Source organism: Algoriphagus sp. AK58 (assembly GCF_014324365.1).
GTDB lineage: Bacteria > Bacteroidota > Bacteroidia > Cytophagales > Cyclobacteriaceae > Algoriphagus.
This window is the reverse complement of sequence record NZ_QEIG01000014.1, coordinates 129680-150382: the sequence shown is the minus strand read 5'-3', so window position 1 is coordinate 150382 and position 20703 is coordinate 129680. Positions and strand designations below refer to the sequence as shown.

Annotated in this window: 19 protein-coding genes; 11 read left to right on the top strand and 8 right to left on the bottom strand. The window is 42.8% G+C overall.

Annotation, left to right across the window (positions count from 1 at the left end; genetic code table 11):
• Positions 1-2 precede the first annotated feature (2 nt).
• The 4 genes from DDT91_RS13825 to DDT91_RS13810 form a co-directional block, all read right to left on the bottom strand.
• The gene (locus DDT91_RS13825) at positions 3-974 is read right to left on the bottom strand and encodes a deoxyhypusine synthase family protein (protein ID WP_187176786.1); all 972 of its coding nucleotides are present in this window, start codon (positions 972-974) and stop codon (positions 3-5) included.
• Positions 975-1160: 186 nt separating this feature from the next.
• On the bottom strand, positions 1161-1793 hold the full coding sequence (locus tag DDT91_RS13820; RefSeq protein ID WP_187176785.1) for an OmpH family outer membrane protein: 633 nt from the start codon (positions 1791-1793) through the stop codon (positions 1161-1163).
• Positions 1794-1888: 95 nt separating this feature from the next.
• Positions 1889-2791: a histone deacetylase gene (locus DDT91_RS13815; protein ID WP_187176784.1), complete on the bottom strand. Its 903-nt coding sequence runs from the start codon at positions 2789-2791 to the stop codon at positions 1889-1891.
• Between the two features lie 58 nt (positions 2792-2849).
• Positions 2850-3407 carry a hypothetical protein gene (locus DDT91_RS13810; RefSeq protein WP_187176783.1) on the bottom strand — a complete coding sequence of 186 codons (558 nt, stop codon included), beginning with the start codon at positions 3405-3407 and terminating at the stop codon, positions 2850-2852.
• A 94-nt stretch (positions 3408-3501) separates the two neighbouring features.
• On the opposite strand from DDT91_RS13810, the gene DDT91_RS13805 reads away from it, so the two are divergent.
• On the top strand, positions 3502-3924 hold the full coding sequence (locus DDT91_RS13805) for a helix-turn-helix domain-containing protein (RefSeq protein ID WP_187176782.1): 423 nt from the start codon (positions 3502-3504) through the stop codon (positions 3922-3924).
• Here DDT91_RS13805 and DDT91_RS13800 read toward each other — a convergent pair.
• Entirely contained in the window at positions 3913-4278 is a 366-nt protein-coding gene (locus tag DDT91_RS13800) for a phage holin family protein (protein WP_187176781.1), read from the bottom strand. The two genes, DDT91_RS13805 and DDT91_RS13800, sit on opposite strands and share 12 nt — an antisense overlap.
• A 137-nt stretch (positions 4279-4415) precedes the next feature.
• On the opposite strand from DDT91_RS13800, the gene DDT91_RS13795 reads away from it, so the two are divergent.
• A complete protein-coding gene (locus DDT91_RS13795; protein ID WP_187176780.1) occupies positions 4416-5165 on the top strand; it encodes an acyl-CoA desaturase in 750 nt (249 codons plus the stop codon).
• Between the two features lie 177 nt (positions 5166-5342).
• Positions 5343-5672, top strand: a complete 330-nt coding sequence (locus DDT91_RS13790) for a BlaI/MecI/CopY family transcriptional regulator (RefSeq protein WP_187176779.1) — start codon at positions 5343-5345, stop codon at positions 5670-5672.
• Positions 5673-5732: 60 nt separating this feature from the next.
• Here the strand turns inward: DDT91_RS13790 and DDT91_RS13785 are convergent, their stop codons facing one another.
• Positions 5733-8969, bottom strand: a complete 3237-nt coding sequence (locus DDT91_RS13785; protein ID WP_187176778.1) for a S41 family peptidase — start codon at positions 8967-8969, stop codon at positions 5733-5735.
• A 178-nt stretch (positions 8970-9147) separates the two neighbouring features.
• Between DDT91_RS13785 and tyrS the strand changes: the two genes are divergently transcribed.
• From tyrS to DDT91_RS13770, 3 genes are all read left to right on the top strand, one after another.
• Complete coding sequence (tyrS, locus tag DDT91_RS13780; RefSeq protein ID WP_187176777.1) at positions 9148-10440, top strand: tyrosine--tRNA ligase; 1293 nt, start codon at positions 9148-9150, stop codon at positions 10438-10440.
• A 138-nt stretch (positions 10441-10578) separates the two neighbouring features.
• Positions 10579-11274: a TetR/AcrR family transcriptional regulator gene (locus DDT91_RS13775; protein WP_111392916.1), complete on the top strand. Its 696-nt coding sequence runs from the start codon at positions 10579-10581 to the stop codon at positions 11272-11274.
• The gene (locus DDT91_RS13770) at positions 11274-12704 is read left to right on the top strand and encodes an amidohydrolase family protein (protein WP_187176776.1); all 1431 of its coding nucleotides are present in this window, start codon (positions 11274-11276) and stop codon (positions 12702-12704) included. The genes DDT91_RS13775 and DDT91_RS13770 overlap by 1 nt, the downstream gene beginning before the upstream one ends.
• A 32-nt stretch (positions 12705-12736) precedes the next feature.
• Here the strand turns inward: DDT91_RS13770 and DDT91_RS13765 are convergent, their stop codons facing one another.
• Complete coding sequence (locus DDT91_RS13765; protein ID WP_187176775.1) at positions 12737-13159, bottom strand: hypothetical protein; 423 nt, start codon at positions 13157-13159, stop codon at positions 12737-12739.
• Between the two features lie 70 nt (positions 13160-13229).
• On the bottom strand, positions 13230-14201 hold the full coding sequence (locus DDT91_RS13760) for a zinc-dependent alcohol dehydrogenase family protein (RefSeq protein WP_187176774.1): 972 nt from the start codon (positions 14199-14201) through the stop codon (positions 13230-13232).
• Between the two features lie 111 nt (positions 14202-14312).
• On the opposite strand from DDT91_RS13760, the gene DDT91_RS13755 reads away from it, so the two are divergent.
• The 5 genes from DDT91_RS13755 to DDT91_RS13735 are packed head-to-tail and all read left to right on the top strand — an operon-like array spanning position 14313 to position 20638.
• Positions 14313-15080, top strand: a complete 768-nt coding sequence (locus DDT91_RS13755) for an SDR family NAD(P)-dependent oxidoreductase (protein ID WP_187176773.1) — start codon at positions 14313-14315, stop codon at positions 15078-15080.
• A 9-nt stretch (positions 15081-15089) separates the two neighbouring features.
• Positions 15090-16292: an acyl-CoA dehydrogenase family protein gene (locus DDT91_RS13750; protein ID WP_187176772.1), complete on the top strand. Its 1203-nt coding sequence runs from the start codon at positions 15090-15092 to the stop codon at positions 16290-16292.
• Between the two features lie 10 nt (positions 16293-16302).
• The gene (locus DDT91_RS13745) at positions 16303-17322 is read left to right on the top strand and encodes a phosphotransferase family protein (RefSeq protein WP_187176771.1); all 1020 of its coding nucleotides are present in this window, start codon (positions 16303-16305) and stop codon (positions 17320-17322) included.
• Between the two features lie 6 nt (positions 17323-17328).
• Positions 17329-18207, top strand: coding sequence for a 3-hydroxyacyl-CoA dehydrogenase (locus DDT91_RS13740; protein WP_187176770.1), 879 nt, complete (start codon positions 17329-17331; stop codon positions 18205-18207).
• A 49-nt stretch (positions 18208-18256) separates the two neighbouring features.
• Positions 18257-20638 (top strand): hybrid sensor histidine kinase/response regulator, encoded by a 2382-nt coding sequence (locus DDT91_RS13735; protein WP_187176769.1) that lies wholly within the window; start codon positions 18257-18259, stop codon positions 20636-20638.
• The last annotated feature ends 65 nt before the right edge of the window (positions 20639-20703 follow it).

Genomic DNA, 20703 nt, shown 5'->3' with positions numbered 1-20703 from the left:
TCTTATTGATCCAACACGATGGCAAACACTAAGGGTGCCACGATAGTTGCGTCAGACTCGATGATATACTTTGGTGTTTCTTTACCCAGCTTACCCCAAGTGATTTTCTCATTTGGAACAGCACCGGAATAAGAACCATAAGAAGTAGTCGAATCGGAGATTTGGCAGAAATAGCCCCACAGAGGTACATTGTCTCTCTGCAAATCCTGGTGCAACATCGGAACCACACAGATTGGGAAATCACCTGCAATTCCCCCGCCAATTTGGAAAAATCCGACTTTACTTTCTTCGGTGGCATTGACTGTGTACCATTCCGCCAGGAACATCATGTATTCTATTCCACTTCTTACAGTATGCACATTTTTCACATCCCCGGAGATCACGTGACCCGCATACATATTTCCCAAAGTCGAATCTTCCCAACCAGGTACAATGATCGGAAGGTTTTTCTTAGCTGCCTCCAAAAGCCAGCTATTCTTAGGATCTATCTGGAAAGAAGCGTCAAGTTTACCTGATAGAAGGATTTTATAGAAAAACTCATGCGGGAAAAAACGCTCTCCTGCTTGATCAGCCTTCATCCATTCTTCCAAAATCACGTTCTCGATCCGACGCATTGCTTCCATTTCAGGAATACAAGTATCGGTCACACGGTTCATATGACGCTCCAAAAGCTCCTGTTCTTGTTCAGGGGAAAGTTCCCTATAGTTTGGAACTCTCTCATAGTAGTCATGGGCCACCAGGTTAAACACATCTTCTTCCAAATTGGCACCTGTACAAGAAATGATTTGAACTTTGTCCTGACGGATCATCTCAGCTAGGGAAATTCCCAACTCGGCAGTGGACATGGCTCCTGCCAGAGTCACCATCATTTTTCCACCTTCATTGAGATGGGTTTTATATCCTTCTGCCGCATCGATTAGTGCCGCAGCATTGAAGTGTCTATAGTTGTGCTTTAAAAATTCAGTGATTTTCATGAGTTATATATGTTTTTTTAGTCACTAGAGATCCAGCAATGTGGCAAACCTTTCCAACCTTTACGTTGCCCCGCTTGCTCGATTTCATTTCAATCGGATTTTGAATAAGAGCCGCAAAATTACCCATTTTTTACCCACAAAAAAACCCGGACTTAGCCGGGTTTTTCAGAGGCCGGAAATGACTCTTTATTTTTTAGCTGTGGTATCTGCAGCAGCCGGAGTAGTAGTTACTGCATTTGGATTGGCATTGTATTTTTTATTCAAGCCTTCTACGACAGAGCTAGTCACATCGATGGCTTCTGTAGCATACCACATTGCACCACCACGTGTGTAGCTAAGAATGATGTCAATGCCGTTTTCTTTGGCATATTCCTGCATGAAAGTTTGAACTTGCTTGTAGACATCATTCAAAAGCTTTTGCTCATCAGTAGAGAGCTCTTGCATCAGATTGTTTCTGTAGGTCATGAGGTTTTGCTCTTTCTGCATCAATTCGTCTTGCTTGGCCCGAATTTGATTTTGAGTCATGTTTCCACCAGTTTGCTGAAAAGTAGCAACTTCCTGCTCAAACCCTCTGGCTCTTGACTGAAGATCAGCGTCGAATCTTTTGCCTTTTTCGGTGATTTCTTCAGATTTCTTTTTGAAAAAATCATATTTATTGATCACTGAGTCGGTGTACACAAAAGCAACTTTCATATCACCAGCTGCAACTCGCTCAGCAGAAGTAGAGGCGGAAGAGCCTGATTCAGTTTTTTGACCGCAAGAATAGAAAAGTACCGTAGCTAGGGACAGTACACCGATAAGTTGTAATCCTTTTTTCACTTTTAATTGATTATGGTTGACAGGCCGCAAATATAAATAAAGTATTCATTTTGCAAGAGGCACCCGTTTTTTAGTCAGTTAATTAGCGTTAAAGTCTAGAAATAAAGCTCCTGTGCTAGCCTGTACACTTGAGCATGAGCTTCAATGATATCCTTAATCTGTTTGGAATATCCACCTCCCATGCAGCACATGATGGGAGCCTTGATTTCTTTGGCCAATTGCAAAACCATGCGATCGCGGGCATTTACACCTGAAAGAGTCATGCCCAATCTTCCGAGTTGATCAGTAGCCAAAACATCCACCCCGCATTGATAAATGATAAAATCAGGGGAAAACCGGTCCAAAATGAATTTTAGGTTTTTCTCCAATATGCTCAGGTAATCCTTGTCTTGCGTTCCATCAGGAAGTCCTATATCCAAGTGGGATCGCTCCTTTCGGTGGGGATAGTTTTTTTCTCCATGTATGCTGAAGGTAAAAACTTCCTTACTTTCCTGAAAAAGTTCAGCAGTCCCGTTTCCCTGATGCACATCCAAATCCACCACAAGTATTCGATGGGCCAATTGATTTTCAATTAAATAATTGGCAGTGATTGCAATGTCATTTAGAAGACAAAATCCTTCTCCCCGATCCGAAAAAGCATGGTGAGTCCCGCCGGCAATGTTCATCCCAATCCCATATTCCAAAGCAAAAAGAGCAGCCTGAACCGAACCGCCAGCAATTTGTATCTCTCGATCGACCAATTCTTTACTCAGAGGAAATCCTGTGGCTCGAATCTCCGACTTAGACAATTGGAGGCTTTTTAATTTCTGAAAATACACTGGTCTGTGCGTATTTAGGATCCATTTATCATCCAGCGCTTGGGGTTCAAAGAAATTAATGTCCTCCAGCGTCCCTTCATATTTGAGCTGTTCGGGCAAGAGCTGATACTTCTCCATCGGAAAGCGATGGCCAGCAGGCAACGGATGAGAATAAGCGGTAGACCAGGCGATTTTGAGCATAAAAAAAGCGTCGGTATAACCAACGCCGCAAAGGTATGTTTTGAAGGATTAAAAAAATTCAAATTTCATCCTCCTCTGTTTGGAAAGAATAAAGCGTTTCATCTAATACAAGCGTATCATCATTGAATTCTTGGATGAATTTGGCAACTACTTTTTCGTTGATTTCTTCCACATTCAAAGCGGCATCCAGACCAATGCCATAATCATGATTGGTGTCGATATCCACAAACTCCTGAACTTTTACTGCTTCCTCCTCTTCCAAATCCATGATGATCTCTGTGATAAACCAGCCAATCTCTTCCTCTTCGCTGGAAAGGGGTTTCATATTCCCGTTTTCGTCTTCCTCATAATTGATTCCTTTGAAATTCGGGAACTTTTTGGCTGCTTCGTGCTCTGCCAGTTCATATACTTCGCTGGCATGATGCAATCTCAAAGTGTAAAGGGCTGCGTCGTAGATTACTTCACGGCCTTCATATTTTCCTATAAAATAGAAGTTGACAAACTCATCCGAATTTTCATCATCAGGAATCACTTTGAAAGATTTACCTGAATTTTTCAATTCTGCTTTTAAGTTTTCAATATTTTTTGGATCAAATCCTGGGTTACTGAAAGGCATGGCTTAAAAATTTTTAATTGCAACAAGATTTCTCATTCGTTTCTGGGCTTAGCGTAAGAAGTATTAATATAGTTGTAGAAAGTAAAGTAATAAAATGTTTTCAAAAAAATTTGATCAGGATTTTGTTAATAAACTGCTAAAGGAAAAAGAAGGTAAATCCCTGGATTTCAAACAGAAAATAACTTCGAAAGAAAAAATAGCAAAGACCATCTCAGCTATGGCCAATACAGAAGGTGGACTAATCCTAATCGGCACGTCTGATCAAAAGAAAATTACCGGAATTGATCCTGAAGAAGAGAGATATATGGTGGATGCTGCCAATAATGAATTTTGCATCCCAAAGGCATCTCTTTCGATCCAGGAAGTGAAAATAAATGAAGGAGATCCTCTGAAAGAGGAAAAATCTGTTTTAATCGTTTCAGTAAGGCCTACCCTTGGTCCATTGATTTATGTATTAAGCAAAACAGGAGAAAGAAAAGCTTACCGAAGAGAGGGTGATAAAACCTTAGCGATCTGAATCCAATGTATTTCCAAAAATCCCGTTTATCAAACTTAGTACGACTGCAAATCCCAAAGCCCACCAAAATCCATTTACCGTAAAACCGGGAATCAACTCAGCAGCCATCAAAATCACCAAAGCATTGATTACCAATAAAAACAAACCAAATGTGACCAAAGTAATCGGGAAAGTGAGAAACACCATAATTGGCTTCAGTGTAAAATTGATCAGAATAATCACGGCTGCTAAAAGAAACCCAGTGATCCAGCTGTCTAAAGAAACCCCGCTAAGAAAATAATCTGCAATCAATACGGAAATTCCTCCTACCAAAATTTTTACCAGAATCGACGTTGACTTTTTTTGATCGCTCATAGCTATCTGTAATAAAAGATCTTCCTATTTTACAAAACTGATTAAAATCACCTCAAAAGTAAACTGCCATATATGTAAATTAAGGAATTATTAACGTCCAAAACTTATCTTTGTCAAAAAATCAAACTATTACCCGAGTGATTATCATTATCTTCTTCCTGTTACACTGGTATTTCTCCCTGTTTTGCCAGAGTTTCTTTCTTCACCGTTACGCCGCTCACCAAATGTTTGTGATGAGCAAATTCTGGGAAAAATTCTTTTACTTCTTTACCTGGATTTGGCAAGGTAGCTCCTACCTTTCACCAAGGGCCTATGCGATTCTTCACCGCATGCATCATGCCTACTCTGATACGCCAAAAGATCCACACAGCCCACATCATACAGAAAACCTATTCACGATGATGTGGAAAACAAAAAATATCTACAACGATTACTTCAGTTTCAAACTTAAACCGGAAGAGAGATTCTCAAAAGACATTCCTGACTGGGGCAAGTTTGACAAATTTGCGGATAACATGGCGGTAAGACTGGGTTGGGGAGTATTCTATGTACTCGTCTACATCCTTTGCATCTCAGTGTTTGAATTGCCTGGTACGCATTGGTGGATGTATTTCCTTTTGCCAATCCATTTTTTAATGGGCCCTGTACACGGTGCCATTGTAAACTGGAGTGGGCATAAGTATGGTTATTCCAATTTTGATAACAATGACCAATCCAAAAACTCATTATTGCTGGACGTTTTGATGCTTGGGGAACTCTTCCAAAACAATCATCACAAACTTCCAAACAGACCCAACTTTGCAGTAAAATGGTATGAATTTGATCCGACTTATCCTGTGGTTAAGCTTTTGCATGCTACTGGAATAATCAAACTCAGGACTGCATAATTTCTTCAAACATTTAAATACCAAAGCCACCAAACCGGTGGCTTTTTTTATGCTTGTTAATTGGTTTTCAGATGTTTAGAACTTCTTTCAACTAAATAGTAAAAATAAATTCAAAAAATATTTTGCTTATCAGAAACTAAACCAATAATTTTCTACAGATTTAAAACTTAACACATTATGAAACCATTAACCAGAGCTGAAGAGGAAATTATGCAAATCCTCTGGGATATTGAGCGAGGCTTCGTGAAAGATATCCTAACACCCATGACTGAACCAAAACCTGCTTACAACACGGTATCTACCATTGTAAGAATTCTTGAAAGAAAAGGCTTTGTAAGTCACAAGTCTTATGGCAAGAGCCACGAATATTTTCCAATCGTTTCTAAAGATGAATACAGAACATTCATCATTAAAAGGATGCTGGAAGGTTACTTCGACAGTTCTTTTGCAAAGATGACTCAGTTTTTCAAAAACGATGAATCACTGAACACTAAGCAATACCAGTAAAATACTCAACGTGGATAAGCAATTAAGAAACCCCGGCCTTTTGGACCGGGGTTTCTTGTTTTAGTTGATATCTTTGAGCAGTTCTTCCACTGCTTTTTCAAGCTGTTGATCTATCCCTTTATCGATTTTTCCAGGCATATTTTTCACTTCAAACTGAGGACGGGTTTCGTTGTTTTCTAACCATTCCCCTGCTTTGTTTTTCGCAGAAATCGGCACCGCGCCCCAGCGGGTTCCATCTGGAAGACTTTCCCATCCTGCAAAAGAACAGGTTCCAGGTGTAGGCATTCCCACAGTCTTTCCGATTTTCAAATCAGTATAGCCACAAGCAAAGCAATGACCATCAGAGTAATTAGCTTCATTGAACATGGCCAAAGTAGGTTTGGTCCATCGAGAGGTAGGCTCTCCTCCTACCACTTTATCTGCAGTGGCATAGGTCAAGAAAGACTCTCCGGTAAAGAACATAGCCAAATCTGCAACCAGGTCACCACCTCCGTTGAATCGCGTATCCACAACAATTCCATCCTTCTCAAAATACTTACCAAGCATATCCTCGTAGACATTTCGATAAGGTCCGTCACTCATACCCGGGATATGGACATAGCCCAGCTTTCCACCACTTAATCTTTCCACTTCTTCCTGGTTTTTTTTCACCCAACGCTTGTAGAGTAACTGACTCTCCGCAGCCAAAGTAATCGGCTTAATGGTGTACTGAATTCTTGCATTGGTATTGGGATCCAATACTTCAATCAAGGTAAACTTATCCGCTTTTCTGTTGAGCAGCTTTGCAAAATCCAGTTCAGGAGTGATCAATTCCCCATCAATTCGCTCGATGATCATTCCAGGAACGACTTTTATATCTGCTTTATCCAACGGTCCTCCTGTAATGACTTCGGTCACTTTTATTCCGTTTCCGGAGTGTTTGTAGTCAAAGAATACACCAAGGGCACCTGTGGCGTCAGCCATTGGCACAGACCTGCTAAATCTCGCTCCGGCGTGGGAAACGTTGAGCTCACCGATCATTTCGGAAAGAAGCTCCGCAAATTCATAGCTGTTGCCAATATGTGGTAAATATTTTTGATAGGCTGGCTTGATGGCATTCCAATCAATTCCATGCATGTCAGGTGTATAGAAAATCCCCTTTGTTCTTAACCACACATGCTCAAAAAGATGAGCAGTCTCGGCATTCTTGTCAAAGGTCATCTCCCCTGCAATCTTAATGGACTCACGCTTCATGCCCTCCGGATTGATTTTGGCTATACTTCCATCCGCAAGGAGAAAGAGGTTCTTCTGTTCCTTATCCCAAAACAAGCGTCCTGAGTTGGCATCTAAGGCAATTTCCTGCTTGGTTTCTTTGGTTCTCAAATTGGTAGACCAAAGATTCATTCCTTTTTCGAATCGGGCGAGGTAGTAGAGTTTTTCTCCGTCTTTGGATAGTACTGCATCCCCCATAATGGAAGAATGAATGGTTAATCGGGCCTTTCGATCCTCAAACCCATCCCAGTTGAATACCAAAGTTTCGGTCTTTTTCTCCTCAGTTTTTGAATCGGTTTTGGATTTATCTTCGCTGGATTCCGGTTTTTTAGCTTTTTCAATTTCTTTAAGCAAATCAAACTCCTCCTTACTCAATCGGAATTTATCCCAAGCTGCCTGATCGAAAAACAAGGTGTAGACATCCTCTTCCATTCGACCGCTCGTGGCATAGCTTCTCAGACCATCCCGGTTGGAAAACCAAATCATTTGTTTGCCACCGTTTACCCACTTCGCATTGTCGTCTGAATACCCGCTTTGAGTGAGCTTACGCATTTTCTCTTTTCCGGAAGCATCCAAAAGCACTACTTCAGAATTGGTCATCGTAGGTCGGTAGCTGGCAAGGAGCCACTTGCTATCTGGACTCCAGGTGAAATATTGATCCCCATCGCTCATGTGGAAAAGTAAGTCAGGTCCCATCAAAGTTACCGTCGCCTTTGTGGCCAAATCCATCACCTTCAGGCTTCTTCTTCCTTCAACATAGGCCAGCTTCTTGCCGTCCGGAGAAAATTTAGGCAAATAGGCATCCGCTGCTACACTCACCATCGGTTCTTCTTTCAACAAGGTAGCTGCGAAGAAAAACGGCTCCTCCGTTCTCACTTTGGAACTTTTGAATATCTGCCACTTGCCCTCACGCTCTGAGGCATAGATGACTGACTTCCCGTCAGGAGCAAACTCCACAAATCGCTCCTGCTCAGGGGTATTGGTGATTCGCTTGGTCAAAGAACCATCCACCGAAGTGACAAAAACCTCGCCTCTCGCAATAAAGGCAATTTCTTTTCCATCAGGAGAAATGGACATTTCGCGCACTCCTCCATTGATAGAGATGAAATTGTCTGGATTGGCAATGGCTTGGGTGGCGATGGAAACTTCCAGTTTTTTAGGTTCGCCGCCTTTTCTCAACGTGTACAATTCCCCGTCATAGCTAAAGCTCATAGTTCCATCCTTGGCTATGGACAAAAACCGAACGGGGAAATTCTTAAACGAAGTCAGCGCCTGAGTTTGATTTGGGTTGGCTACCGGCATACTGTACACATTGAAGCTGCCATTGGCCTCGCTGAGGTAGAAGATTTCTGATTCGTCAGGTGAAAAAACCGGATTACGGTCTTCGCCATAGAACTTGGTCAGCATCACATGCTCATTTTTGGCAGCATCATACATCCAAATGTCTCGGGCAATGCCTGACTGATGATGCTTTCTCCATTCGTTTTCTCCTCCTTTTTTATCATGATAGATCATCTTGGAGCCATCCTTGGAGCTTTGCACATACTCCGCAGGAATAGTCCAAACTTGATCCACTCTACCGCCTTTTTTATTAACCTGATACAATTCAGGCTGAGATCCGGTAGGATATTGACGATGCTCTGCCAGATCCATTCTAGCTGCACCAAAAATCACTTTCTGCCCATCTGAGCTGAAATCATAAGGCATTTCATCCGTGGAGTGATAGGTTAATCGCTGCGCCTCTCCCCCATCTGCACCCATGATGAACACATCAAAATTGCCATATCGGTCTGAAGCAAAAGCAATGTGCTGCCCGTCCCGAGACCACACAGGCTTAAAATCATGCGCTTCATGAAAAGTCAATTGAGTGGCTTTACCCCCTGAACTTGAAACTAGGTAAAGGTCCCCTTTGTAGGTAAAAGCAATTTGGCTTCCATCAGGAGAAATAGCCGGATAGCGAAGCCAATTAGGTGAGTTTTGGGCATTAACTTCACTTCCAACTAGCAGTGAAACCCCAAAAACAAAGGATAGAAATCGTTTTTTCATAAATGTCAATTGGAATTGGCGAAAGTAAGCAATTAAACCCAAGCCCTGTAAGGTTGTTTTGAAGAGTGGTAATACTTCTTAGAATCCTCTACATTGAAAAATTTGAAGTGAGCGGGAAATTTCCATACTCCCCCGATAACCCTATATTTGCGGGCAATTAAAAAACGACCTTTTTCCAATGAATTCATTTATTCAAGAGCTGAGATGGAGAGGAATGCTTCAGGACATGACCCCAGAGATCGAGGAGCACCTTGCCAAAGGAATGGCTTCGGCCTATTTGGGATTTGATCCTACTGCAGATTCCCTGCATATCGGCCACTTGGTGGGTGTGATGACTTTGCTTCATTTTCAAAGAGCAGGTCACAAGCCTTTTGCATTAGTCGGTGGTGCCACCGGTATGATTGGTGACCCCTCCTTCAAATCTGCCGAACGAAATCTCCTCGATAAAGCGACATTGGATCACAATGTGAAATGCATTCAGGGACAATTGTCCAAATTTTTGGACTTTTCAGGAGCCACTTCTAATAAAGCAGAGCTGGTAAATAATTACGACTGGATGTCTCAGTTTTCCTTCCTGGATTTTATCCGCGACGTAGGAAAGCACATCACGGTCAATTATATGATGTCCAAAGACAGCGTGAAAAGAAGACTGGAAGATGGAAATGGACTTTCCTTTACTGAATTCAGCTACCAATTGATTCAGGGCTATGACTTCTACCATCTCTGGAAAAACAACAACTGCACGATCCAGCTTGGTGGTTCGGATCAGTGGGGAAATATCGTCACCGGTACGGAACTCATCCGAAGAATGGGCAGTGGAAGTGCCTTTGCTTTGACTGTTCCCTTGATCACCAAGGCAGACGGCACCAAATTCGGAAAAACCGAAAGTGGGTCCGTGTGGCTCGATCCGGAAAAGACTTCACCTTATGCTTTCTACCAGTTTTGGCTGAATGTGTCGGATGAGGATGCATCTAAGTATATCCGCATTTTCACTGTATTGGATCAATCCACCATCGAAAGCTTGGAAGCCGAGCATGCCCAAGCTCCTCACCTGAGAACGCTCCAAAAGGAAATCGCCAAGCAGGTGACCATTATGGTTCACAGTCAGGAAGACTACGAAATGGCGGTTAAGGCTTCCGAGATTCTATTCGGAAAATCTTCAACAGAAGACTTGGCCTCTTTGGACGAGCGAACTTTCCTGGCCGTATTTGAAGGTGTGCCCCAGGTTCAATTGAACAAAGAAGAATTTAACTCGATTGAAAATATATTGGATCTTTTCGGAGAAAAAACCCATGCTCAAATCTTCCCTTCCAAAGGAGAAGCACGCAAAATGATCCAAGGTGGCGGGGTAAGTATCAACAAAGAAAAAGTAGCGGATCCCAATGCCCCATTGAGCTTCAATCTGTTGCAAGGAAAGTATCTTTTGATCCAAAAAGGAAAGAAAAACTACTACATTCTGGAAGTAAAATAAATCTCCTGATTCTCAGCAGAAAGGCCTCAAAAATAAAATTTGAGGCCTTTTTTAGTTGAATCCGGTTCGAAAAATGGTTCTTTTTTGACCCGTATTTAATATCTTTGCCTTCACTTTTCAATCAAGCATTTCAAACCCATGGCAGGAGAAAAAAACAAGGAAAAACTCATTCTCGATTCGGCAGTAGCACTCTTCACCACTAAAGGCTACAATGCCACACGTATGGAAGATGTGGCAAAGCGGGCAGGAATCAGTAAGGGCCTCACCTATTTTTATTACAAAAACAAAGAAGACCTGTTCATGGCGTTGACCAAAAAGGCCTTTGACCAGTTTAAGGAGGAGTTTCGGGAATCCTTCCGTTCCAAAGGAAAAAACGGATTGGAAATGATCACCGATCTGGTCCAGCGGATTTGGGTATTTGCCAAGGAGCAACCGGTTTATTACCAAGCCATTCTTCACTTTTTGGATGTGATGAAAAAATACACCAACCCAAAACTCAGACATGAAATTGATCCGCTGATTTTGGACTCGACCCATTTTCACAAATTATTGGAATTGCATCATGAGCCGGCCCGAATCGGGATTCAGATGGTTTCCCAAGGAATCAAGGATGGCAGTATCCGTCCTGAACTCCAACCGGAAATCACCTTTTATACCATTTGGAGTATGATTATCGGTTTCGAAAAAATGAGCGGGCCGATCGAATTTGAAGGAAAAGAAACCAAAATCAGCCCGGAATCCTGGCAGCCAGGCTTTATCAAACTGATGCAGGATATGCTTAAAGGAACCGTGCAGGCGAGTAAACCTCAAATCGTTCAGGCGAGCCTTTTCTAATGGCCATTCGCGGATTTTACCTCTTCCTTATTGGGCTGATTAGTTCCTGCTCGCCCAAGTCTTCGGTTGATCTTTTGATCAAAAATGCCTCGATTATTTCTTTAAGATCCGGAGAAATAATCCAAGATCAAGTCATTCTTATCCAAGGCGACCGAATTTTAACTACCGGTGGCGATACGCTTTTGAGTCAATATGAAGGTATTATTGAAATTAACGCTGAGGGAAAATTTGTACTTCCGGGATTATGGGATAACCACGTACACTTTGGAGGAGCTGAATACATCGACGAAAACGAACAATTGCTACCGCTCTATGTAGCTTTTGGAGTCACTTCAGTGCGGGATGCGGCGGGAGACATTCCTTTGGAAGTATTGAAATGGAGAGATGAAATCGCAAACGGTAACAGGACCGGACCAAGAATCTTTACCTCAGGTCCTAAGATCGAAGGAATCAATTCGATTTGGCCGGGAGATCTAGAGGTAGGTTCAGAAGAGGAACTTGATCGCGCTCTGGATTCCTTGGTAAAGCTCAAAGTGGATTTTGTGAAAATTACCGACAATACCTTATCCGCTGAATTATTTCTTTCAGCCACACAAAAAGCCAGAAAGAGAGGATTGCCTGTTTCGGGCCATGTTCATGCGGGAATAACGTTGGATGAAATTTCCCTTGCCGGTCTTTCAACCATAGAGCACCAAGGATATGCTCTTCGCGCCGCGACTTCAGAAGAGACCCGGATTAGGAATGAAAGAGTCGCTGGAAAAATGACAGCAGAAGAGGCAAATCTCCTTCAATTCCAAACACTTTCTGATTCTGTGGCCGAAGTCAATTTTAGAAAGTTTGCCAAACAGGGAACAGGAATAGTTCCTACTCTTTTGATTAGCCGGAATATAGCCTATCTGGATTCTCTGGACTTTTCAACAGATACCATTCTGAATTACCTGGGTCCTAAGCTTAAGGAAAGCTATCAATGGAGAATTGACAGGTATGCCAAAGAAGATCAACCGAGTCGGGAAAACAGAAAACGACTTTATGAAGCTTCCGCCCGCCTTCTTCCAATCATGCAGAAATCCGGCATGAAAATCATGGCTGGAACAGATGCAGGTTATTTGAACACCTACGATTACCCTGGACTGGGGATTCATTTAGAACTTGCATTGATGGTCAACTATGGCTTGTCTCCGGTAGAAGCGCTGACTGCATCCCTTATAAATGGACCTGCCTACTTTGGACTGGAGGAAGATTATGGAGCTGTTACCTCAGGTAAAAAAGCCAGTTTGCTTATCCTACGAAACAATCCTTTGGAGCAAATTGAGAATACCCAAACCATTGAATCTGTGATTGTGGAAGGAAAATATTTTTCAAGAAAAGACCTTGACAGGATCCTGGGCGAAATAAAAAAGTGGGTACTTCAAAAGGAGTCTCTAAAATAACAAGGGCTGTCATTTTAGACAGCCCTTGTTGGTTATCTGCTTTTCCAAAGCTCTTTGAGTTGTACCCCATTGACCAGTAAGACAAATCGAGCTGGATTGGGCACAAGGACAATTCTCATATCCACCTTGCCTAGCTGATCAGATTCAATCGGAACGCCTTGGCTACCGCTCACTTCGTAAGTGATAATACCTTTGGCATCAGGCAGCATTTCCTTATACTGATTTGCCAAATAGGCTGTGGGAAGAAGGATATCCGTATCGGACTTCAATTTAGCATAGATCTTTTCCAATTGGGGTTCAAGCACTTCCTCATATTCCTCATTGAAATCATCCTCCAGATCATGCAGTTCTTCTTCCAGATCATCATAGCTGTCGTCGCTATAATCCATCTGACTCAGTTGATTTCGTTTTTTGACAATTTCGGTAAGCTGCTGATCTAACTTTTCCCAGTTCATGGAGTAAAATTTGGTTTGTTGAAAGTGCAAAGATGGCTAATCCTGAAGTTTTAGCCGAACAAAAGACCGATTATTCGCTGACCAAAAGGATTTTTCCGTTTCTGCCCAGCTTTTCGTAGGCTTCCAACGCGGCTTTAAACTCCGAGAGTGGATATTTTCCCTCGATATCGATCTTCGAATCCTCCTTCATCAGAAATCCAAAAACCGTCTGAAAAGCCTTCATCCGAGCCCCAGGTGCCAATTCTTCTACCCAAGTACTCAACCAAAAGCCTTCAATTCTGAGATTTTTAAAAATGAGTAATCCGCTATTGACCGGCATATTTTCTAAGGCTAAAGCACCGAAAACCATCATCTTTCCTTTGGGTCTGAGACATGCCAAGGCCTTAGCACCAAGTATACCACCCACGGCATCAAAAATCACCTGAACTCCCCCATCGGTTTTTTCAGGCACTACTTTCTGAAGCTTCTCTGTTTCGGTATTGACTACCAAATCTGCTCCAAGACTCTCCAACACCTCCTTCTGGGCATCGTGTCTTACAGTGGCGGCCACTTTGATTCCTTTTGACTTGGCCATCTGAAGGGCAAATTTCCCAAAAGCTGAGGCTCCCGCAGTGATCAATAACCATTCTCCTGCCCGGAGGCCTGACTCCTCGATCATGCCGTAAGCTGTCATCGGATTGACAAAAGCCTGACAGGCCACCTCATCCGACATCTGAGGCGGTACAGGAATTACCAAAGCCGCAGGGACACAGACATATTCTCTCCATGTGCCTATGGCAGTAAACATCACTCGGGTTCCTGCCTTTACTTTTCCGCCTTCATCGCCTTGCTCCACTACCCCACTTGCCTCAAACCCTGCACTACTTGGCAATTTGGGAGTGATGCCATACATCCCCCGGACAAACATGATGTCTGATGGATTAATGTTTCGTGCCTTGACCTTGACCAAGACTTCGTGAGACTTGGGAGTAGGAATCGGGCTTTCTTTAAGTTGGAGGACTTCAAGAGGCAGACCAGTTTGTTCAAAAATGAGTTCTTGCATTTGAGCTGATTTTAAAGATGATTTTTATCAATTCAGAGAAATTCCTGAGTATTTACCTCTTTTCACTGATTTTACTTTTATAACTTAAGGAAGAAATATAACCCAAAACTCATGGATTTATCTTCGGTTTTTTCTTTGGAAGGAAAAATTGCCTTAATCACAGGGGCAAGCAAAGGTATTGGATTCAGTATAGCGGAAATATTTGCTGCTGCCGGAGCAAAAGTGGTGATCAGCAGCAGGAAACAGGAAGTATTGGATGAGATGGCAAATCAGCTAAAAGCGAAGGGATATGAGGCTACTGGCATCGCTTGCAATGTCGGAAACATGGCTGAATTGCCCATTTTAGTAGAAAAGACGGTAGAAAAATACGGGACCATCGACATCCTTGTCAACAATGCAGCTACGAATCCTGTGTTTGGTCCAGTCCATGAAACCAGCTTGGAGGCATTTGACAAGATTATGAATGTCAACGTAAAAGCAGCCTTTGAGCTTTGTCGGCTTTGCTATCCCCATCTGAGAAAATCCTCAGGCGCATCAGTAATCAATATTTCCAGTATTGGAGGAATCTCCCCTGAACATGGGTTAGGAATCTATTCGGTGTCCAAGGCGGCCTTGATTTCCCTCACCAAAGTCTTTGCAAAAGAATGGGGTGACTCTAAAATCCGGGTCAATGCCATCTGCCCGGGTTTGATTCAAACCAAGTTTTCGGAAGCTCTTTGGTCGAATGAAAAAATCATGTCCATGATTATGAAACAGCTTGCCATCAAACGCTCTGGTACTTCCGAAGAAATCGGTGCTATGGCGCTTTTCTTGGCTTCAGCAGCTTCCTCCTACACCACAGGTGGTGTTTTTACCGCTGACGGTGGTTTTACGATATAATCTCTTTCCATGCATTCTACCCAAAATTTCCCTCAGGAGGCACTGCCTGCACTCCTCGACCAGTACCGTCTATTTGTCCAGAATGAACTTTTCCCTATTGATCTAAAAGTTGTCCAAGGGCCATTCAGAAGCTTTCTACCTTTATTATTTAAGCTCAGATCAAAAGCCAAAGAGCTGGGACTATTCGCTCCTCACCTCTCCAGGGAAGATGGAGGAGTCGGATTGAATCTCGTTCAGTTTGCACAGGTCTCTGAGATTTTGGGCCAAAGCCCAATCGGCCATTATGTGTTCAACTGCGCCGCTCCAGATATCGGAAACATGGAATTACTCCATCTTTTTGGAACTGATGACCAAAAGTCAACATGGCTCAACCCTCTACAGCAAGGAGAAATCCGCTCTTGCTTTGCGATGACAGAGCCCGCATTGGCGGGTAGCAATCCGGTGCATTTGGCAACTACGGCCATCCGGGAGGGAGATGAATATGTGATCAACGGACACAAATGGTTTACCACCGCTGCGGACGGCGCCAAATTCACCATCGTCATGGCAGTAACCAATCCCGAAGCGGAAAGCCCCTATCAGCGGGCAAGTATGCTATTGGTTCCTTTGGATAATCCAGGCTATCAACTGATCCGGAACATCCCGATCATGGGTGAGGCTGGAGAGGATTACCTTTCTCATGGAGAGGTGAAATTTGAAAATTGTCGGGTTCCTATTTCCAATTTGATCGGAAAAGAGGGACAAGGTTTTGCTTTGGCACAAGAGCGGCTTGGACCGGGCCGCATTCATCATTGCATGCGCTGGATCGGTATCTGCGAGCGGGTTTTTGACCTCATGTGTCGTCGAACCATTTCCCGCCATTTGGATCCCGGAAAACCACTAGCTGAAAAGCAGACGATTCAAAACTGGATTGCAGAAAGCCGTGCTGAAATCAAGGCTAGCCGACTCATGGTCATGGATACTGCTCAAAAAATGCAGAATTTGGGAGCAAAAGCCGTCAAGGAGGATATTTCCACCATCAAATTCTTTGTAGCAGACGTACTCATGAAAGTAATCGACAGGGCTATTCAGGTTCACGGTGCTTTGGGAATCACGGATGACACCCTGCTTTCTTTTTGGTACCGACATGAGCGTGGAGCGAGAATCTATGATGGACCCGATGAAGTGCATAAATCGGCTTTGGCGAGGAGTATTCTCAAAAATTACCTGTAACTAGTGACTGATGGAAAATTTTGACCGACTCAAAAAGCATTTGGAAGAGCGGCTTTTTTGGAAAGCCGAAGAAATTGAAATTACACCTATGAGTGGCGGTTTTTCCAACTTGACCTTTAGGATAGATACTCCGATCGGAGCGTTTGCACTCCGGAGACCGCCTTATGGAAATACGGTCAGCAAAGCTCATGATATGGAAAGGGAATGTAGAGTCTTAGAATTACTTTATCAGTCTGATTACAAAAAAATTCCAAAACCAGTACTCTATTTTGAGGATGCGGAGATCATAGGAGCCCCTTTTTTCATTATGGAGTTTGTCGAAGGTCCTGTGCTCAGAAATCGAGTTCCAAGAGAATGGGGATTTACAGAATCCCATTTTCGAAAACTATCCGAAAACACCATTTCAACCCTACTAGACCTTCATCTGATCAATCTACAACTCAGTGGATTGGCCGCTTTAGGAAAACCGGAAGGCTATGTCCTGCGACAGGTAGAAGGATGGATCTATCGATATCAGAGGGCAAAGACGGACGCAATCCCTGAAATGGAAAAAATTTCAAATTGGTTGATTGCAAACCTGCCTGAAAAGGAAAATGCCGGATTAATTCACAATGATTTTAAATATGATAATCTCATTTTAGAAGTAGAAAACCCTACTGAAATCAAAGCAGTTATGGATTGGGAAATGGCCACAGTCGGTGACCCGTTAATGGATTTGGGTACAACTTTGGCTTATTGGGCGCAGGAGGATGATCCAGAGATTCTCAAACAATTCAACCTGACTTACCTGCCTGGAAATATGACTCGACAGGAAGTGATTGATTTTTATAATCTCAGAAGCCCACTTGAATTGGATAATATGCTCTTCTACTATGCTTTTGGACTTTTCAAAGTAGCCGTAATCGCTCAGCAGATTTATAAGCGTTTTGCGATGGGCTTGACCCAAGATCCACGATTTGGTGCTTTGATTTATGTGGTCAAGGCCGCCGCTGAAAAAGGAGAAAAAGCCATTTTGACCGAAAAAATCTAACCCAATATGACTATTCAAAAGATATGTATTCTGGGAGCGGGAACCCTAGGTTCTCGTGTCGCTCTCCAATCAGCCATTTCTGGATTTCAAGTTTCCATCTATGACATTTCTCAAAAAGCGCTGGATTTTGGCGAAAAAACGATGGAAAAAATCCTTCGCCAACTCGTCAAAGCCAAACAACTGAACGAAAGTCAAATCCCTGATATTTTTTCAAGAATCCAGTTTACACTCGACCCTCTTGAGGCAGTGAAAGATGCTGATATCATCAATGAAAGCGTTACCGAAGAAGCGGATATCAAGAAAAAAGTCTGGAAGCAATTTGGAGAACTAGCCCCAGCGAAAACCTGGTTTACAACCAACACTTCCTATCTCCTTCCGTCCATGTTTGCCGAGGAAAGTGGACGTCCTGCCAAATTCTGCGCCTTTCACTTTCATGATGTGTTTTATTCCCGAGTGGTCGATATCATGCCTCATCCGGGAACTGACCCGGCCATGATTCCGATGTTGGAGGAATTGGGAAGAAAACTCAATCAAGTGCCCGTTTTGGTCAAAAAAGAAAATCCCGGCTACATTTTCAATACTATGCTCATGGCTTTGATTGGAGCAGCAGGAAAACTGCTCACCCGGGAAGTGGCAAGTATTGAAGACATCGACCGTTCCTGGATGGTCAATTTTCATATGCCCATGGGACCATTTGGGATTTTGGATTCGATAGGTTTGGATACCGCCTGGCATGTGACACATAAGATGCCTGACGCAGCTTCTCAGGCTTTTGCAGCACTATTGAAGACATATCTAGACCAAGGAAAATTGGGAGAAAAATCCGGAGAAGGGTTCTACACCTACCCCAATCCGAGCTATAGAAAAGAAAATTTCTGTCAATAAGATCCAATCCCCCCAGTTACGGCGTAAATGGGGCCAAACTACCCCCTTTATGAATCGTCGACTGATCACCCATTTCCTGGTCGGATTCTTTGTAGTCATTGCGTCATTGTCCCAAGCTCAGGACGCCAAAGAAGCCTATCCCGTTTCCATCCATGACCAAGCACAGATTTGGGACTTGGGGAAAGAATTCGTGCCATTGATCAAACTACTTTCCGAACCATCAGAAAATAGATTTGAACCCTTGCCTAATCCCAATACCAACTTGGGATTTACGGATCATCACTATTGGGTGAAGTTCAGTCTTGAAAATACAGATTCTAAAACCAAAACGCTGTATTTGGAAACCGCCCGCCCCATCACGGATGTAGCGGATTTGTATTTGCAAGCGGAGGGACAAGAACCCCTAATCATCCAAAATGGGGATATGATGCCCTTTGTTGATCGTGAAATCAGCCATCGAAAGCTTCTTTTTCCAATTACACTTACACCTAATTCAAGCACCGAATTTTTTCTTCACTTGAAAAGCGACGGTGAAGTAATCAACCTACCACTCGTGCTTCACGATGGTACTTCTTTGATTGAATCTACTTTCACGGACCAATTGGTCTTTGGGGTTTTTTATGGGATTTTATTACTTGCTGCCTTGACATACCTTTTTTTCTACTTCGGCATCAAAGAGAAAAGCTTTATTCTCTATGTTTCTTATGTCATATCCATAGCCCTACTCCATTCTTCACTAGACGGATATTTTTTCCAATATATACTTGGCACTCCAGGTTGGTTTGCAGACCGTAGTCTTTTGATCTTTGCCACAGTGTCTGCTATCCTTCTTAATCGCTACAGTCAGGCCTTCGTTCAGGTAAAAACCTTCGCAAAAGGGCTCAACGCGACGATTAACGTAGTCAATTTCAGTTTGGCACTCTTATTAGTTGGGATTCTGCTTTATGATGCAGGTAAACCTTTATACTATCCTCTGGTCAATGCCTTGGGATTTATAGGTGTATTGCTGGCGGTAGCATCCATTGTCATGAGCTTTTTCAAAAGAAAACCCGTAGATGCTTTTTTTGCTTTGGGTTTCACCTCACTGACCTTGGGATTTGTCATCTTTATATTGAATAACTTTTCACTCATTGAAAATTCATTTCTGACCGAAAATTCAGCCAAGCTGGGTACGGGATTAGAGATTCTCTTTCTATCTCTTTCCATGGCTAACCGAATTCGAATACTCAGAACCGAAAAAGAAAAGGCACAGGAACTTGCACTTCAACGATCGGAAGAAAGCAATGAGATCAAGTCCTTTTTCCTTTCCAACGTATCGCATGAACTCAGAACCCCTCTTAATGCGATTTTGGGCCTTTCTCAGTCCATTATGAAAGAGATTCAGGATGAAAAAATCAAAGAGAATCTCGAGGTCATCAAGTATTCTTCTGTTTCACTCCTTTCCTCAATTGACGACATTTTGGATTATTCCAAAATCGAAAAAGGCGAGCTTAATCTGGAACAGAAAACTTTTGATTTTCAAAAGGTTTTAAATGAAATCAAGCTTTTGGCTTACCAACAGACTCGGGATAAGGGACTCAAATTCATAGTAGAGGAAAAAGTCCAACTTCCAAAAAAACTCATCGGTGACGCCACCCGATTCAGACAGATTCTGATGAATGTGATCCATAACTCCATCAAGTTTACCAATCAAGGAGAAGTCAAACTTGCTATTACGGATTTGATTGAAAGTGGATCAAACAGCATTTTAAGTTTCGAAATCAGTGATACCGGAGTCGGTATCAAGCCGGAAAAACTGGATCGTATTTTTGAATCCTTTATTCAGGAACAAATTGACGATAAGCGAAAATTTGGGGGATTTGGACTCGGTCTTTGTATTGTCAAAGCGCTGACCCAACTCTATAGCGGGACAGTGGCGATCCAAAGTGAAGTCGGCAAAGGCACCAAAGTCAGCATTTCCCTGACTTTTGGAAAAGCCGAGGAATCTGTCCAAGATCCTATCAAAGCTCATTCAGAAACACTGCTTTTAGGCAAACGGATTTTGGTAGTGGAAGACAATCCTGTCAATCAATTGGTGATCAAATCAATCCTAAGAAAGTGGAAGGGCATCACCTTTGACTTTGCCAATCATGGTCTGGAAGGATTGGAAAAACTGCAGCAAAGTCATTTTGACCTCATCTTGATGGATCTGCAGATGCCGGAAATGGACGGCTATGAAGCAACAGAAGCCATTCGTGCCGGCTCAGCCGGTGAAAAATACCTCACTATTCCCATTATTGCTGTGACGGCCGACACCACCGAAAAAAGCAAGGTCAAAGCCAAAGCAGTGGGTATGGATGACTACATGACCAAGCCCGTTGATGCCGAAATTCTTTTGGAAAAAGTGCTACAAGCACTGTTTTTGGAAAACGTGCAGTTGGAAAAACTCTAAAATAAATCCTTTGAGGTTTTTAAAAACCTCGAAGGTTTCACTAGTTGATTCAGACCTTCGGGGTT

Excerpts from the sequence above, each read along its gene's own strand:
- DDT91_RS13790 (WP_187176779.1), top strand. The coding sequence starts at position 5,343 with ATGAAACCATTAACCAGAGCTGAAGAGGAAATTATGCAAATCCTCTGG.
- DDT91_RS13785 (WP_187176778.1), bottom strand. The coding sequence starts at position 8,969 with ATGAAAAAACGATTTCTATCCTTTGTTTTTGGGGTTTCACTGCTAGTT.
- DDT91_RS13800 (WP_187176781.1), bottom strand. The coding sequence starts at position 4,278 with ATGAGCGATCAAAAAAAGTCAACGTCGATTCTGGTAAAAATTTTGGTA.
- DDT91_RS13735 (WP_187176769.1), top strand. The coding sequence starts at position 18,257 with ATGAATCGTCGACTGATCACCCATTTCCTGGTCGGATTCTTTGTAGTC.
- DDT91_RS13815 (WP_187176784.1), bottom strand. The coding sequence starts at position 2,791 with ATGCTCAAAATCGCCTGGTCTACCGCTTATTCTCATCCGTTGCCTGCT.
- DDT91_RS13765 (WP_187176775.1), bottom strand. The coding sequence starts at position 13,159 with ATGAACTGGGAAAAGTTAGATCAGCAGCTTACCGAAATTGTCAAAAAA.
- DDT91_RS13805 (WP_187176782.1), top strand. The coding sequence starts at position 3,502 with ATGTTTTCAAAAAAATTTGATCAGGATTTTGTTAATAAACTGCTAAAG.
- DDT91_RS13740 (WP_187176770.1), top strand. The coding sequence starts at position 17,329 with ATGACTATTCAAAAGATATGTATTCTGGGAGCGGGAACCCTAGGTTCT.
- DDT91_RS13775 (WP_111392916.1), top strand. The coding sequence starts at position 10,579 with ATGGCAGGAGAAAAAAACAAGGAAAAACTCATTCTCGATTCGGCAGTA.
- DDT91_RS13755 (WP_187176773.1), top strand. The coding sequence starts at position 14,313 with ATGGATTTATCTTCGGTTTTTTCTTTGGAAGGAAAAATTGCCTTAATC.
- DDT91_RS13745 (WP_187176771.1), top strand. The coding sequence starts at position 16,303 with ATGGAAAATTTTGACCGACTCAAAAAGCATTTGGAAGAGCGGCTTTTT.
- DDT91_RS13750 (WP_187176772.1), top strand. The coding sequence starts at position 15,090 with ATGCATTCTACCCAAAATTTCCCTCAGGAGGCACTGCCTGCACTCCTC.
- DDT91_RS13810 (WP_187176783.1), bottom strand. The coding sequence starts at position 3,407 with ATGCCTTTCAGTAACCCAGGATTTGATCCAAAAAATATTGAAAACTTA.
- DDT91_RS13770 (WP_187176776.1), top strand. The coding sequence starts at position 11,274 with ATGGCCATTCGCGGATTTTACCTCTTCCTTATTGGGCTGATTAGTTCC.
- DDT91_RS13760 (WP_187176774.1), bottom strand. The coding sequence starts at position 14,201 with ATGCAAGAACTCATTTTTGAACAAACTGGTCTGCCTCTTGAAGTCCTC.
- tyrS (WP_187176777.1), top strand. The coding sequence starts at position 9,148 with ATGAATTCATTTATTCAAGAGCTGAGATGGAGAGGAATGCTTCAGGAC.
- DDT91_RS13825 (WP_187176786.1), bottom strand. The coding sequence starts at position 974 with ATGAAAATCACTGAATTTTTAAAGCACAACTATAGACACTTCAATGCT.